Annotated in this window: 15 protein-coding genes; 10 read left to right on the forward strand and 5 right to left on the reverse strand. The window is 57.0% G+C overall.

Features of this window, described 5'->3' with window-relative positions; translation table 11 throughout:
• Window positions 1–31: 31 nt before the first annotated feature.
• From FQB27_RS04460 to ubiA, 3 genes are all read right to left on the reverse strand, one after another.
• Window positions 32–796, reverse strand: a complete 765-nt coding sequence (locus tag FQB27_RS04460) for a sulfite exporter TauE/SafE family protein (RefSeq protein WP_169559638.1) — start codon at window positions 794–796, stop codon at window positions 32–34.
• Window positions 797–804: 8 nt separating this feature from the next.
• Entirely contained in the window at window positions 805–2,313 is a 1,509-nt protein-coding gene (locus tag FQB27_RS04465; RefSeq protein WP_169559639.1) for a UbiD family decarboxylase, read from the reverse strand.
• Window positions 2,314–2,383: 70 nt separating this feature from the next.
• Complete coding sequence (ubiA, locus tag FQB27_RS04470) at window positions 2,384–3,328, reverse strand: 4-hydroxybenzoate octaprenyltransferase (protein WP_169559640.1); 945 nt, start codon at window positions 3,326–3,328, stop codon at window positions 2,384–2,386.
• Between the two features lie 90 nt (window positions 3,329–3,418).
• Here ubiA and FQB27_RS04475 point away from each other — a divergent pair, with 90 nt between their 5' ends.
• A complete protein-coding gene (locus FQB27_RS04475) occupies window positions 3,419–4,159 on the forward strand; it encodes a 16S rRNA (uracil(1498)-N(3))-methyltransferase (protein ID WP_206374304.1) in 741 nt (246 codons plus the stop codon).
• Window positions 4,160–4,310: 151 nt separating this feature from the next.
• Window positions 4,311–5,678 carry a glutamate--cysteine ligase gene (locus FQB27_RS04480; protein ID WP_169559641.1) on the forward strand — a complete coding sequence of 456 codons (1,368 nt, stop codon included), beginning with the start codon at window positions 4,311–4,313 and terminating at the stop codon, window positions 5,676–5,678.
• A gap of 94 nt (window positions 5,679–5,772) precedes the next feature.
• Here FQB27_RS04480 and tldD read toward each other — a convergent pair whose 3' ends face one another.
• Together tldD and FQB27_RS16560 are read right to left on the reverse strand one after the other, a co-directional pair.
• A complete protein-coding gene (gene tldD / locus FQB27_RS04485) occupies window positions 5,773–7,158 on the reverse strand; it encodes a metalloprotease TldD (RefSeq protein WP_206374395.1) in 1,386 nt (461 codons plus the stop codon).
• A gap of 407 nt (window positions 7,159–7,565) precedes the next feature.
• Window positions 7,566–7,826 carry a hypothetical protein gene (locus FQB27_RS16560; protein WP_206374306.1) on the reverse strand — a complete coding sequence of 87 codons (261 nt, stop codon included), beginning with the start codon at window positions 7,824–7,826 and terminating at the stop codon, window positions 7,566–7,568.
• Here FQB27_RS16560 and coxB point away from each other — a divergent pair.
• The 8 genes from coxB to FQB27_RS04520 all read left to right on the forward strand — a co-directional run bounded on the left by coxB (window position 7,741) and on the right by FQB27_RS04520 (window position 15,153).
• Entirely contained in the window at window positions 7,741–8,529 is a 789-nt protein-coding gene (gene coxB, locus FQB27_RS04490) for a cytochrome c oxidase subunit II (RefSeq protein WP_420877413.1), read from the forward strand. The two genes, FQB27_RS16560 and coxB, sit on opposite strands and share 86 nt — an antisense overlap.
• Window positions 8,530–8,551: 22 nt before the next feature.
• Window positions 8,552–10,156 (forward strand): cytochrome c oxidase subunit I, encoded by a 1,605-nt coding sequence (gene ctaD / locus FQB27_RS04495; RefSeq protein WP_169559644.1) that lies wholly within the window; start codon window positions 8,552–8,554, stop codon window positions 10,154–10,156.
• Window positions 10,157–10,171: 15 nt separating this feature from the next.
• Complete coding sequence (locus tag FQB27_RS04500) at window positions 10,172–11,083, forward strand: heme o synthase (protein WP_169559645.1); 912 nt, start codon at window positions 10,172–10,174, stop codon at window positions 11,081–11,083.
• Window positions 11,084–11,085: 2 nt separating this feature from the next.
• On the forward strand, window positions 11,086–11,214 hold the full coding sequence (locus FQB27_RS16785) for a hypothetical protein (protein ID WP_277346012.1): 129 nt from the start codon (window positions 11,086–11,088) through the stop codon (window positions 11,212–11,214).
• Entirely contained in the window at window positions 11,214–11,813 is a 600-nt protein-coding gene (locus tag FQB27_RS04505; protein ID WP_169559646.1) for a cytochrome c oxidase assembly protein, read from the forward strand. The genes FQB27_RS16785 and FQB27_RS04505 overlap by 1 nt, the downstream gene beginning before the upstream one ends.
• A 62-nt stretch (window positions 11,814–11,875) precedes the next feature.
• A complete protein-coding gene (locus tag FQB27_RS04510; RefSeq protein ID WP_169559647.1) occupies window positions 11,876–12,673 on the forward strand; it encodes a cytochrome c oxidase subunit 3 in 798 nt (265 codons plus the stop codon).
• A 270-nt stretch (window positions 12,674–12,943) separates the two neighbouring features.
• Window positions 12,944–13,666 (forward strand): SURF1 family protein, encoded by a 723-nt coding sequence (locus FQB27_RS04515; RefSeq protein WP_169559648.1) that lies wholly within the window; start codon window positions 12,944–12,946, stop codon window positions 13,664–13,666.
• Window positions 13,666–15,153, forward strand: coding sequence for a carboxypeptidase M32 (locus FQB27_RS04520; protein ID WP_169559649.1), 1,488 nt, complete (start codon window positions 13,666–13,668; stop codon window positions 15,151–15,153). The genes FQB27_RS04515 and FQB27_RS04520 overlap by 1 nt, the downstream gene beginning before the upstream one ends.
• Window positions 15,154–15,236 lie beyond the last annotated feature (83 nt).

The following is a 15,236-nucleotide window of genomic DNA, read 5'->3' on the forward strand; positions in this document are numbered from 1 at the left end:
TAACGGAAGAGGCGGGCTGTGTGAAACAAGTTTACAGAACAAGCGCAGTCAGCCCATCCCATAGAAGTTTCACCCCTGTAATAAATAGGAGCAAATAGGCGAGTTTGAAGAACAGGGCGTCGGATACTTTCTTGTGGGCCTTCACACCCAGCCAGATACCCAGCGGGGCAAGCGGCAGCAGGACAAGGGAGGTTCCGATATTTTCAAGGGAGAACAGGCCAAGCGTTGTATAGGGGATCAGCTTGACATAGTTGACCACCAGATAGAACCAGACGGTGGTGCCGACGAACAGTGTCTTGTCGATTTTCTGCGGCAGCAAGTAGAATTGCAGCGGCGGCCCCCCAGCATGGGAGACAAAACTGGTAAAGCCTGAAATCATGCCCCAAAAGGAACCCTTGGCCATGTTCGGTTCCGCCGTCCGGGTGTCATGGCGCCTGACCAGCCAGTGATTGAGCGTGAACAGAACGGCGATGGCCCCGACGGTGATGCGGATAATATCGTCATTCAGGAACTGGAACAGCAGGCTGCCTGCCAGAATGCCGAAAATGGCACCGGGCAACAGATAGGCGAGGTTGCGCCAGTGGGCCAGCCGCCGATAGGCAATCAGCCCGAAAATATCCATCAGGCAAAGAATGGGCAGGATAATGGCGGCGGCCTGTACCGGCGGGATGGCAAGGCTCATGAGGGGGACGCCCAGCATCCCGAGAGAGCCGGCAAATCCACCCTTGGAAATGCCGACAATCAGGATGGCCGGAATGGCGATCGAATAAAAAAGCGGATCGGCAATGATGTCCATTGCGCCGTTTATTTCCAGATCGGTTTGCCGGTGCCGGGAAGGCCCATGCGGTCCCACATGTCGGAGACACGATCAATCACGTCCTGCTCCATTTCGATCTTTTCCCCCCATTCCCGTTTGGTTTCCGGCGGCAACTTGTTGGTTGCATCCAGCCCGACCTTACCACCAAGGCCTGATTCCGGCGAGGCAAAATCCAGATAGTCGATGGGGGTGTTCTCGATCATGGTGATGTCGCGCACCGGGTCCATGCGGGTGGACATGGCCCACATGACATCCTTCCAGTCGCGGGCGTCGATATCATCATCCACAATAATCAGGAACTTTGTATACATGAACTGGCGCAGATAGGACCACGCCCCCATCATCACCCGCTTGGCATGACCGGCATAGGCCTTCTTCATGGAGATCACCGCGATCCGGTAACTGCATCCTTCAGGGGGAAGCCAGAAATCAACGATTTCAGGGAACTGCTGCTGGATGAGGGGGATGAACAATTCGTTCAGCGCCTCGCCAAGGACGCTTGGCTCGTCCGGCGGGCGTCCGGTGAAGGTGGAAAGGTAAATCGGGTTCTTGCGGCGGGTAATGGCCGTGATGGTGAAGACCGGGAAATCCTCGACGGAATTGTAATAGCCGGTGTGGTCACCGTAAGGGCCTTCCGGGCCATAGTCTTCAAGGGAGACATAGCCTTCAAGAACGATTTCAGCCGTGGCCGGTACCTGCAGGGGAACGGTTTTACAATCGACCAGTTCCACTTTCTGCCCGCGGAGCAGGCCCGCGAACTGGTATTCGGACAGGTTGTCCGGGATCGGGGTAACCGCGGCCAGAATGGTGCCGGGGTCCGCCCCGATGACAACGGCGGCGGGCAGGGGTTCCTTTTTTTCCTGTCCCCAGCGTTGATGATGCTGGGCGCCGCCCCGGTGTTTCAGCCACCGCATCAGGGTCTTGTCGCGGCCCAGCTTCTGCATCCGGTAAATACCCAGATTGAAATCATCCGTCTTGCCCTTGCCGGGCCCCTTGGTCACCACCAGCGGCCAAGTAATCAGCGGGGCCGGTTCCCCCGGCCAGCAGGTCTGGATGGGCAGATCATCCAGATTGATGTCATCGCCAGTCAGGACCACTTCCTGACAGGGGGCGTTGCGCACGGTTTTCGGTTTCATGGCCAGAACCGTTTTCAGGACCGGCAGCATGCCCATGGCCTCGCGCAGGCCTTCCGGCGGTTCCGGCTGGCGCAGAAAGGCCAGTGTCTCGCCCACCTCGCGAAGTTCCGCCGGGTTGCGGTTCATACCCATGGCAACCCGGTCCACCGTTCCGAACAGGTTGACCAGAACAGGCATGCCTGCAGGCTCGCCCCGTTCATTGACAGGGTTCTCGAACAACACGGCCGGGCCGTCCTCGGCCAGCAGGCGGGTCTGGATTTCTGTCATTTCCAGATCGGTCGAGACAGGCTCTGTCACGCGGACAAGTTTGTCCTGTTTTTCAAGAAGGTCCAGAAACTCTCGCAAGGACGCATAAGACATGAACACAACCCTTTGTGTATGGTGACGGTCCCACCCCCGGCAGAACCGCCCGTGTAATGACCTGAACCGGTCAGGTCAGGATTTGAAACTTGCCGGCGATGATGGCAAACATCACGATAGCACCAAAATTTTTGTTGGACTTGAATAAGGCAAGGCAGCGGTCGCCGTCATCAATATCCAGTTTCTGGATCTGCCAGAACAGGTGGGCTGCCGCCCCGGCCATCAGGACATAAAAGCCCGTATGAAGGCCCACAGACCAGCCGACAAAGACAACCAGCACCAAAAGCAGGCTGTAGAAGCCGAAAATCCAGTCCCGTGTGGCGGCCCCAAATTTCAGCGCCGTTGACTTCACACCAATCAGGATATCGTCTTCCTTGTCCTGATGGGCGTAAATGGTGTCATATCCCAGCGTCCATGCAATGCCCGCGATGTAAAGCAGTACCGCTATCCAGCCAAGGTCGCCCTTGACCGCCGCCCAGCCAAGCAGCGCACCGTAATTGAAGGCCAGACCAAGGAAAACCTGCGGCCAATAGGTGAACCGCTTGGCAAAGGGATATATGGCCACAAGGATCAGGCTGGCGGCCCCCAGAAGAATGGCGAAATTGTTGAATTGCAGCAGCACAACAAGGCCGATCAGGCATTGGAAAATCAGCCACGCAAAGGCCTGTTTCAGGGAAACCTGACCGCTGGGAAGGGGGCGTTTCTTGGTTCTTTCGACCTTGCCGTCAAAATTCCGGTCGGCAATGTCGTTCAAGGTGCATCCGGCCCCGCGCATCACAAAGGCGCCAATGGCGAACAGCACAAACAGGCCCCAGTCGGGCCAGTGGCCATCCGGGGCGGCCAGTGCCACAGACCACCAGCACGGATACAGAAGCAACCATGTGCCGATGGGTCTGTCCACACGGGACAGCTTCAAATAGGGCTGAACAAATTCCGGTGCATACAGATCGACCCAGTTCTTTTTACTGGCATCGTCGATAACCCGGTCCTGTCGAATGTGCGGCGTCTTTTTCATAAGCTTAGGGATTACCCCAACGGTGGGGTTACATCAATGCCCGTTTGCGGTTATATGGACCCTGTAGCCCCTAAAAATCGGGAAGGGACCATGTCGCAAAAGCAATTTTCCGTTCGTCTGTTCGTGGATCAGGACCTGAAAAAGGACCTGGGTGTGGCATTGGACAAACCACAGGCCCATTACGTGGCAACCGTCATGCGGCATCAGGCCGGGGACCGGGTGGTTTTGTTCAATGGACGGGACGGCGAATGGCTGGGGGAAATCCAGGAAGCGAGAAAACAGACCGTCCTGATCCATGTGCAGGAGCAACTGCGCCCGCAACCCGAAGCAATGGATTTGCAGTTGTGGTTTGCGCCGGTCAAGAAAATCCAGAACGGCCTGATTGTCCAGAAGGCAACCGAACTGGGGGTGTCCGCGCTGGTCCCGGTCCAGACCCAGCGCACCAATGCGGATCGTCTTCGCACGGACAAGGCATACCTTCAGGCCATCGAGGCGGCGGAGCAGTCAGAACGATTGACCGTGCCAGAGGTGCGGGAACCGGTCAGGCTGGACACCATGCTGAAAGCGCTGGAGCCGGATCGGCAGTTGTTGTTCTGTCACGAGCGACTGGACGGGGCCTCGGCGCTGGAGGTCTTGCAAAGGCAGGGCAGGGCACAGAAGTGGGCGGTTCTGGTGGGGCCGGAAGGCGGCTTCACCGATGAGGAGCGGGAATTGATCCAGTCCTGTGAGCAGGCCCATGCCATCAGCCTTGGTCCTCGGATCCTGAGGGCGGAAACCGCAGTTATTGCCTCGTTATCTTTGCTTCAAGCGGTATGTGGCGACTGGAATTGATTTATTATTGCGAATAATGCAAAACTGAATTGCCTGCAATCCGCTGCCAACGAATTGATTTGAACTTGATGCACGGGGTCCAATCAATTAATTCAGGAAAAACACGAATGGGTGAGCGACCGTCGCGACCCGACTGAGCAAAGGGAACCGTATGTCCGGACCAGCAAAAGGCGACGCCATAGAAATCGCCAACAAGACCCAACTCGTCGAATTCGCCGAAAGTGGTTGCAAGCCGATCGAAAAATGGCGCATCGGCACAGAACATGAAAAGTTCGGCTTCAATCTGGAGACGCTGGAACCGCTGCCTTACGGCGGGCCAAGCGGGATCAAGGCCATGCTGGAAGGGTTGCAGGCTTTTGGCTGGCAGCCGGTGATGGAAGGCGACAATGTTATTGCTCTCAGCATGAACGGCCATTCGGTCAGCCTTGAGCCGGGCGGGCAGCTTGAACTTTCCGGCGAGGCGCTTGAGAACCTTCACCAGACCTGCAGCGAAGTACACACCCATCTGGCGCAGGTGCGCGAGGTGGGCGACAAGATCGGCGTCGGTTTTCTAGGGCTGGGCTTCAGCCCCAAATGGACACTGGAAGAAACCCCCATCATGCCAAAGGGCCGGTATGACATCATGCGGGCCTATATGCCCACGCGGGGACAGCACGGGCTGGACATGATGCTGCGCTCCTGCACGGTTCAGGTCAATCTGGACTATGGTTCTGAAGCGGACATGATCAAGAAGTTCCGGACGTCACTGGCCTTGCAGCCGGTTGCGACGGCGCTGTTTGCCAATTCCCCCTTCACCGAGGGTAAGCCCAACGGCCATCTCAGTCATCGCAGTTATATCTGGACCGACACGGACCCGGATCGGACCGGGATGCTGCCCTTCGTTTTTGAAGATGGTTTCTCGTTCGAGCAGTATGTGGACTATGCGCTTGATGTGCCCATGTATTTTGTCTATCGGGACGGTAAATATATCGACGCCTCCGGTCAGTCTTTCCGTGATTTCATGGACGGGAACCTGCCCGCCCTGCCGGGAGAGCGCCCGAACATGGTCGATTGGGACAACCATCTGACCACCCTGTTCCCGGAAGTCCGCATGAAGCGGTTCCTTGAAATGCGCGGTGCCGATGGCGGGCCGTGGCGCCGCCTGTGTGCCCTGCCGGCGCTTTGGGTTGGCTTGCTGTATGATGATGCGGCGCTGAACGCGGCGTGGGATCTGGTCAAGGACTGGACCGCCGAAGACCGTCAGGCCTTGCGGGATGGTGTGATCACCACCGCGCTGGCGACGCGCACCCCGGATGGACGCACGATGCGTGATCTGGCTCATGATGTGCTGGAGATCGCGACAGAAGGCCTGAAGGCGCGCAAGCGTCTCGACAGTTTTGGCGGGGACGAGACTCACTTCCTGAATGCCCTGAAGGTGATCGTGGAAACCGGCGAAACCCCGGCGGAAGAACTGCTCCGGAAATATAACGGCGAATGGGAACACTCTGTTGACCCGGTCTTCCGGGAATATGCCTACTGATCCGCATCGCGCCTGACAGGCAGAAAACACCCATAAAAAAAGCCCCGGAAGACGATAATCTTTCCGGGGCTTTTGTTTTTGTCTGTCCGCTTGCTTATCCTGCGGTACCGCCGACGGTCAGGCCTTCCAGCAGCATGGTGGGTTGACCCACGCCGACCGGCACACTCTGTCCGGCCTTGCCGCAGGTGCCAACGCCGGTATCAAGGGCCATGTCGTTGCCGATGGCGGTCACTTTTTTCAGGGCCTCGCTACCGGTGCCGATCAGGGTGGCGCCTTTGACGGGGGCGGTCAGTTTCCCATCCTCAATCAGATATGCCTCGGTGCAGGAGAAGACGAACTTCCCGGAGGTGATATCGACCTGACCACCGCCGAAGTTTCTGGTGTAGATACCCTTCTTTACGGAGGAAACGATTTCCTCAGGATCCCGGTCCCCGCCCAGCATATAGGTATTGGTCATGCGGGGCATGGGCATGTGGGCGAAACTTTCGCGGCGCCCGTTGCCTGTGGGCTCCACACCCATCAGGCGGGCATTTTGCCGGTCCTGCATGTAGCCGACCAGAATGCCATCCTCGATCAGGGTGGTGCAGGAAGTGGCGGTGCCTTCGTCATCCACGCTGAGGGAGCCGCGCCGATCGGGCAGGGTTCCGTCATCGACGACCGTGACGCCGGGGGCGGCGACCCGCTCCCCGATCAGGCCGGAGAAGACGGATGTTTTCTTGCGGTTGAAGTCGCCTTCAAGACCATGACCGACGGCTTCATGAAGGATGATGCCGGGCCAGCCGGGGCCCAGAACAACCGGCATTTCACCGGCCGGGGCCTCGACAGAGTCCAGATTGACGAGGGCTTGCCGCAGGGCTTCATCAACGGCCCCCTCCCATGTGGCTTCCTCCAGATAGAAGCCGTATCCGGTACGGGCACCCATACCGTGGCTGCCGGTTTCGCGGCGGCCGTTCTTTTCCACGACAACCGAGACATTCAGCCGGACGAGGGGGCGGATATCGCCGCTGCGGGCGCCGCCGCTGCGAATGATTTCCACCGCCTGCCATGAGCCTGCCAGTGACGCGGAGACCTGAACCACCCGGCTGTCTCTGGCGCGGGCATAGGCATCGATATCTGCGAGTGCCTTGACCTTGGCATCGAAGGGGATTTCGTTCAGCGGATTTTCATCGGTATAGAGGGAGCGGTTGGCGCCTGCGGGCGGCAGGGCGAGAACGCCGGATTTCCCCTGCGTCACCGCCGAAACGGTCCCCGAAGCGCGCTTGATGGCTTCCTCGCTCAGTTCTGATGCGTGGGCAAACCCGGTTGCCTCGCCGGAAACGGCACGCAGGCCGAACCCCTGCGTGGTGTCGAAGCTGGCGCTTTTCAGTCGGCCATCATCAAAGGAGAACCCCTCGGACTGGCGGTATTCCAGAAACAGTTCGCCGTCATCGGCCCCTTCCAGAGACTGGGTGACCTGCTTTGTAATCAATTCCCGGTCCATTCCCGTGGGCTCAAAGAAGATTTTGTTGGCGGTATTGATATCTGTCACTGATAGGCTCCGAACTGATGCTGTGTCTTGAGTGTTAAAACCATGACCCTGAATATGTGACTTCCGGGACGGAATGTCGAGAGGCTGCGAAGCGGCAGGGGGAAATGCGCAACCAGAGGACGGGATCGTAACCCAGTGCGACATTATGTCACAACTTGACAAGGGAAATGTGCGATTTTTCGCATATTTAACTATTTCCGATTTGTGTGTTTGGCGGTAAACTATTGTAAAAAATAAAGTATTCGCTTGTCATGTAAGGGGTGGCCGGAAAGCAGGGAGCATCGAGGCGTTAGTTTTTGTTACTTTAGCTTGTTCAATCACGCTTCGTTGGTGTAGTTTTCGCCCCGAATTGATCTGAATCATTTTTGATTTGAATCAATTGTCTGGGTATAAGCAATAATGAGAATAAAACTGCAGGAAGCCTGTTCTGTCAGGTTTTTGAGCAATGTAAGTGATTGAAAACGGGATAAAATGATGGCTATGGTAAGAAAAATTGTCGCACTATTTGCTGTACTCGCAGCAAGCACGCTGACAATGGGGAGCGCCGTTGCAGCCCAGGGGCAAGCGTCCCCGTGGCAGCTTGGATTGCAGGAAGCATTTTCACCTGTCGCGCGTGACATGCACGACTTTCACCAACTGCTGCTGGTCATTATCACGGCAATTACGGTGCTGGTGCTGGTGCTTCTGGTTTACGTTGTTGTACGGTTCAACAGAAAAGCCAATCCAAACCCTTCCAAAACATCTCACAATACACTCATTGAAATCATCTGGACGGTTGTTCCGGTCCTGATTCTGGTCGTGATTGCCATCCCGTCCTTCAATCTGTTGTATTTCGGGGACCGTGTCGAAAAGGCTGACATGACCCTCAAGGCGATCGGATACCAGTGGTACTGGGGTTACGAGTATATGGACGAGGACGGTCTTGCCTTCGAAGCGGTCATGCTTGAAGACAACGAACTGAAAGAGGGCCAACCCCGCCTGCTTGCCACGGACAACACGGTTGTGGTGCCGGTCGATACCAATATCCGTCTGCTGATCACTGCCGAGGATGTGATTCACTCTTGGGCCATGCCGGCTCTGGGCGTGAAAATGGATGCGGTTCCCGGTCGTTTGAACGAAACCTGGATGCGTGTTGAAAAGGAAGGCATGTACTACGGACAGTGTTCCGAACTGTGCGGTGCCCGCCACGGTTTCATGCCGATTGCCGTCAAGGCGGTCAGCAAGGAAGAATATGCAAAATGGCTTGTTGAGGCCAAAAAGAAATATGCCGGGATCGATGCACCTGTGATGAAAGTCGCCGACGCATCCGTCGCAGCGCAATAACGGTTAGAGAGAGGCAATAATAATGGCTAACAGTGCAGCAGCCGCTCACGACGATCATACCCCGAAAGGGTGGAAGCGTTGGGTCTATTCGACCAACCACAAGGACATCGGAACCATGTACCTTCTCTTCGCCATCGTGGCGGGGATTATCGGTGGGGCCCTGTCCGTCTTCATTCGTGCAGAACTTCAGGTCCCCGGTGACCAGTTCCTGAACGGCAATTATCACTTCTTCAACGTTGTGGTCACAGGTCATGGTCTGATCATGGTCTTCTTCATGGTCATGCCGGCCGTTATCGGTGGCTTTGGTAACTGGATGGTGCCGCTGATGATCGGCGCTCCGGACATGGCCTTCCCGCGGATGAACAACATTTCATTCTGGCTGATGCCGCCGGCCCTTGGCCTGCTGCTGATCTCCATGTTCGTGGAAGGTCCGGCCGGTGCGGACGGTGTTGGCGGTGGCTGGACCATGTATCCGCCGCTTGCCTCTACCATCGGACAGCCGGGTATGGCCGTTGACTATGCCATCCTCAGCCTGCATATCGCCGGTGCCTCCTCCATTCTGGGGGCGATCAACTTCATTACGACCATCTTCAACATGCGTGCCCCGGGCATGACCATGCACAAGATGCCGCTGTTTGTCTGGTCCGTGCTTGTCACTGCGTTCCTGCTGCTGCTGTCCCTGCCGGTTCTGGCAGGTGCCATCACCATGCTGCTGACAGACCGTAACTTCGGCACCAACTTCTTCGTTCCTGAGGGGGGCGGCGATCCGATCCTGTTCCAGCACCTGTTCTGGTTCTTCGGTCACCCGGAAGTGTATATCATGATCCTGCCGGGCTTCGGTATTGTCAGTCAGATCGTGTCTACCTTCAGCCGCAAGCCCGTGTTCGGATATCTCGGCATGGCCTATGCCATGGTCGCCATTGGCGGCGTCGGCTTCATCGTGTGGGCTCACCACATGTATACGGTCGGTATGAGCGTTGATACCCGCGCCTACTTCCTTGGTGCAACACTGGTGATTGCGGTGCCGACAGGCGTCAAGATCTTCTCGTGGATTGCCACCATGTGGGGCGGTTCCATCGAGTTCAAGGCGCCGATGGTCTGGGCTCTCGGGTTTATCTTCCTGTTCACTGTTGGCGGTGTGACCGGTGTGGTTCTCGCGAACGGCGGTCTGGATGTGATCCTGCATGACACCTACTACGTTGTTGCCCACTTCCATTACGTGCTTAGCCTTGGGGCCGTGTTTGCGATCTTTGCCGGCTTCTATTACTGGTTTGGCAAAATGTTCGGCTATACCTATTCCGAATTCCTTGCCAAGCTCCACTTCACTGTGACGTTCATCGGTGTGAACCTGATCTTCTTCCCGATGCACTTCCTCGGACTGGCGGGTATGCCGCGTCGTATTCCGGATTACCCGGATGCCTTTGCAGGCTTCAACGCGATTGCTTCCTACGGCTCTTACATTTCCGCGTTTGGCGTTCTGATCTTCCTGATCACCGTTATCCACGCCTTCATGCGGGGTGAGCGCGCTGCGGACAATCCGTGGGGCGAAGGTGCAACGACACTGGAGTGGACCCTGTCTTCTCCGCCTCCGTTCCACCAGTTCAATGAACTGCCTGTTGTCAAGTAAGTAACGGAGACTCTTGTGTCTGACACAAGTATCATAAATGAAACAGCAGCCCGGGCCGTGTCGGCCCGGGCAAGCGACTATTTCGCCTTGCTGAAGCCGCGGGTCATGTCGCTTGTTGTCTTTACCGGACTGGTCGGTATGGCGGTTGCGCCTGGGGACCTGCACCCGGTTCTTGGCTTCACGGCCCTCCTGTGCATCGCGATCGGTGCCGGGGCTTCCGGTGCCATCAATATGTGGTACGACGCGGATATTGATGAAGTGATGGAACGGACGAAGAACCGTCCCATCCCGGCAGGCAAGATCGGCGCCGGTGAGGCGCTGGGGATTGGTGTCAGCCTGTCCGTTGCGTCGGTTCTGTTGATGGGACTGGCTGTCAACTATGTGGCGGCGGCCCTGCTTGCCATCACAATCGGTTTCTATGTTTTTATCTATACAATGTGGCTGAAACGCCGGACCCCCCAGAATATTGTCATTGGCGGCGCGTCCGGGGCGTTTCCTCCCATGATTGGCTGGGCGGCGGTTACAGGGGATGTCAGTGTTGAATCGCTGGTCCTGTTCGCCATCATTTTCATGTGGACCCCGCCTCATTTCTGGGCCCTGTCGCTGTGGCGCGATATTGACTACGCCAATGCCGGGGTTCCCATGCTGCCTGTTGTGGCTGGCCGCGAGGCGACCCGCCGTCAGGTGGTTATCTATAGTGTGTTGCTGTTCCCGATTGCGGTCATGCCGTATTTTCTGGGATATGCCGGTATTTTCTACGGGATCGGCTCGGTTATCCTTGGTGCCATCTTCCTGTTCGGTGCGCTGAAAGTCTGGCGCAAGAAGGATGAAAAAAGCGCCAAGCAGCTTTTTGCCTATTCCATTCTGTATCTGTTCCTGATCTTTGCCATCCTGTTGGGTGAAAGCATCTTCACGGGGGTCTTCTGATTATGTCTGCACATGATGATGAAAAGAAAAAGCACAAGAACAGGAACCTTGTCGTTGGTGGCATTCTGTTTGCGCTGGTGATTCTGTTTTACCTGATCACCGTGGTGAAAATGACGGGAGGAGCTGGATAATGGCCGATCAGGCGGGGAAATCGAAGAAGCTGGCAATCGGGTTGGTTGGTGTCGTCGCCGGGATGGTGGGGCTGGCCTATGCCTCTGTGCCTCTTTACGATCTTTTCTGTCGCGTGACAGGATATGGGGGCACCACGCAGGAAGCGGATATGGCGCCGGATGTGGTGCTGGATCGGCAGATGACTGTCCGGTTCGATGCCAATACCGCCCGCCAGATGCCGTGGGACTTCAAGCCGGTTCAGGCGTCCGTCACCCTGAAGGTCGGCGAGACGGGACTGGCCTTTTATGAGGCCTATAACCCGACCGACAAGGAAATCACGGGCACGGCCACCTTCAACGTCACACCGCAGAAGGTAGGCCAGTATTTCACAAAGATCGATTGCTTCTGTTTTACAGAGCAAACCCTGAAGCCCGGTGAGCGGGTGGATATGCCGGTAACCTTCTTTGTGGACCCGGAAATTGCGGAAGATGTAAACGCGAGGGAAGTGGAGACCATTACATTGTCCTACACCTTCTTCGTGATGAAAGATGAGACTGAGGAGGAAACCACCGTTTCAGGGATGCTGACAGACGGCGGGGACAACTTGAAAACCAATTGATCCCGAGGGGGGTCTTTTATGATGACAACCGGGGGCAACCCGGAATTATGCAGGAGTATATAATGGCAGATTCGCACGCGAAGCAGCACGATTACCATCTTGTAGACCCAAGCCCGTGGCCGGCTCTGGCGTCACTGTCGGCCTTCATCATGGCGATCGGCGCGGTGATGTGGATGCACGACAAGGGCTTTGCCGTCTTTGTGATCGGTTCCATCATGTTGCTGTATACAGCCTTTGTCTGGTGGCGCGATGTGGTCAAGGAAGGCGAACATCAGGGGCATCACACACCGGTGGTCCAGTTGGGCCTGCGGTACGGCATGATCATGTTCATTGCCTCCGAAGTGATGTTCTTCGTGGCTTGGTTCTGGGCCTATTTCTCTGCGGCGTTCTTCCCGTCAGAAGTGGGCGGCAGTGTCTGGCCGCCGGAAGGGATTGAAACCTTTGATCCGTGGCACCTGCCGTTCGTCAATACCCTGATCCTGCTGACTTCTGGTACAACAGTGACATGGGCGCACCATGCCTTGCAGCATGGCGACCGCAAGGGGCTGATTCAGGGTCTGACCCTGACCGTGCTTCTGGGCGTTCTGTTCAGTATCGTGCAGGTCTACGAATATACCCACGCGACCTTTGCCTTCACGGACGGCATTTATGCGTCCACTTTCTATATGGCAACGGGCTTCCACGGGGCGCACGTCTTCATCGGGACCATCTTCCTTCTGGTTTGCCTTGTTCGGGCAATGAAGGGGCATTTCACACAGACCCACCATTTCGGGTTCGAGGCAGCCGCCTGGTACTGGCACTTTGTTGATGTGGTTTGGTTGTTCCTGTTCGCTTCCATTTACTGGTGGGGCGCAGCCTGATCCATCACTCCCTGTTTCGGCAGGGATGATAAACAGGACAGTTTCCCCGGTGGTATCGGGTGTTACCTGCAAATACCCATCCTGAGGGAGAGGGAAATGGTCAAGGGCTTCCCCGGTATCCGGGGAGGCCTGTCCTGTTTCTGGGGGAGGCTTTTCGGCAAATCCGACAGGCGCGGCCAACCGGACCCCAAGTTACCCCCCTTTTAAAAGCAGCCGTACTACCGTACAGTTTCCCATTAAAGTCACCGTAGAGATTGCAAGCAGTTCATCATGAAAAAATTCTCCCCCGGAATTCTACCGACCCTGATCACGGTTCCGGTGATCGTTATCCTTCTGGCCCTCAGCCTTTGGCAGGCAAACCGGTATTTCTGGAAGGTGGATCTTCTTGAAGGGGTGCAGCAGCAACTGGCCGCAGACCCGGTTGTCCTGCCGGAGGCGATCAAGGATGTGGAGGCATGGATTTATCGGCGGGTGACCCTGACGGGAACTTACGATCATTCACGGGAAATTCACCTGTTCGCCCATACGGAAAAAGGGCGCAAGGGCTTTCAGATCATTACCCCTTTCGTCCGGCAGGATGGAGGCCAGACGGTTCTTGTCAATCGGGGCTGGGTGCCTGAGGGTTTGAAGGAGCCGGCCTCCCGACAGGAAGGCCTGATCGAGGGGGCGCAAGCCATCTCCGGGATTGTTCGCAAGCCGTGGTTCAAGAGCATGTCCTTCCTGCCGGAAAGCAACGAGGAAACCAATGTCTGGCTGTATGGTGAACTGGACAGGATGGCCGCACATCTTGGGCTAGAGGTCGCGCCTGTCTTTGTTGAACTGGATGACAGCCCGGTGCCGGGCGGTTGGCCGAAGGGCGGGCAGACCCGCGTGTCCGTTCCCAACAATCATATTGAATATGCCATCACCTGGTTCGGTCTGGCCATGGCCATGGCGGCTATTTATGGCCTCTACGGGGTGCGCCGCGCCAGCCGCCGGAAGGATGACGCCTGATGAGCGCGTATTCTGCCCTTGAAGCCCGCTTTCGCAAGCGTTCCATTCTTGGCGGGGCCAGTGCCATGCTGGGCTGGGACAATGCGGTGATCATGCCGGATGGCGGCGCAGAGGAGCGGGCCGAGCAACTGGCCGTTCTTGGCGTGATGGGACACGAGATGATGGTCGATCCCGCCATCGCCGATTTTCTGGATGCGGCGGAAACGGAAGAACTGGATGCGTGGCAACAGGCCAATGTGGCCGAGATGCGCCGTCAGTGGCGCCATGCCACCGCCCTTGATGCCGATCTTGTGGAGGCTTTGTCAAAAGCCACATCCCGATGTGAAATGATCTGGCGACGTGCCCGTGCGGACAATGACTTCGCGGCCCTTGGCCCTAGTCTGGAGGAAGTGATTTCCCTGACACGGCAAGGAGGTCAGGCAAAGGCGGCGGCATTCGGCACCTCCTGCTACGCGGCGCTGCTGGACGAATATGAGCCGGGATGCACCGAGGCAGAGATTGACCGGTTGTTCCGTGATCTTGAGGCTTTCCTGCCCCCGTTTTTGAGCGCGGTGCTGGAAAAACAGGCGGCAGGACCGGGCTTTTCCAGACCGGGAGGCCCTTTTGCCGAGGACACCCAGAAAGCGGTTGGGCTTGACCTGATGAAGGCGCTTGGCTTTGACTTCAATCGCGGGCGACTGGATACAAGTCATCATCCCTTTACAGGCGGCATTCCCGACGATGTGCGCCTGACGACCCGCTATGAGGCGGATGATTTTACCCAAAGCCTGATGGGCACCCTGCATGAAACGGGGCATGCCCTGTATGAACAGAACCTGCCCCGGCAGTGGCGCCACCAACCGGTGGGCGCGGCGCGGGGCATGGCGCTGCATGAAAGTCAGTCCCTGCTGGTGGAAATGCAGCTGTCGCGGAGCCCAGCCTTTCTGTCCTACGTGATTCCGAAATTGCAAAAGGCGTTTGGCGGTACCGGACCAGATTGGGAATTTGAGAACCTGATGCGGCTCTATCATCATGTGGAACCCGGTTTCATCCGGGTCGATGCGGATGAAGTGACATATCCCCTGCATGTGATTCTGCGCTACCGTCTGGAAAAGGCCCTGTTGTCCGGGGATTTGCCGCTTGGCGAGTTGCCGGGGGCATGGAATGACGGCATGAAGGAATTGCTGGGGGTAACACCGCCGGATGACCGGCTTGGCTGTTTGCAGGATATCCACTGGCCCGGCGGGGCGATCGGCTATTTCCCGACCTATACCATGGGGGCACTGGCAGCGGCACAGTTCTACAATGCGGCGGAACAGGCCATCGGCACCCTGCCGGAACAGGTGGAGCGCGGGGAATTTACCGCCCTCACAGACTGGCTTCGGACCAAGGTTCACGAGGTCGGCAGTTCAAGGTCCACCAACCAGATACTTGAGGCGGCAACGGGCCAGCCGCTCGGGACGGAGGCCTTCAAGGCCCATCTGAAACGCCGGTATCTGACGGAATAGGGAAAAATCCCGCAACCGGGCTGTCTTCTTGTGGTTTCCGGGGTTGTCAGAGCGTTGCCATTGTGATTAACCTCTTCCGCCCT

Source organism: Sneathiella chinensis (genome assembly GCF_012720115.1).
Lineage (GTDB): Bacteria > Pseudomonadota > Alphaproteobacteria > Sneathiellales > Sneathiellaceae > Sneathiella > Sneathiella chinensis.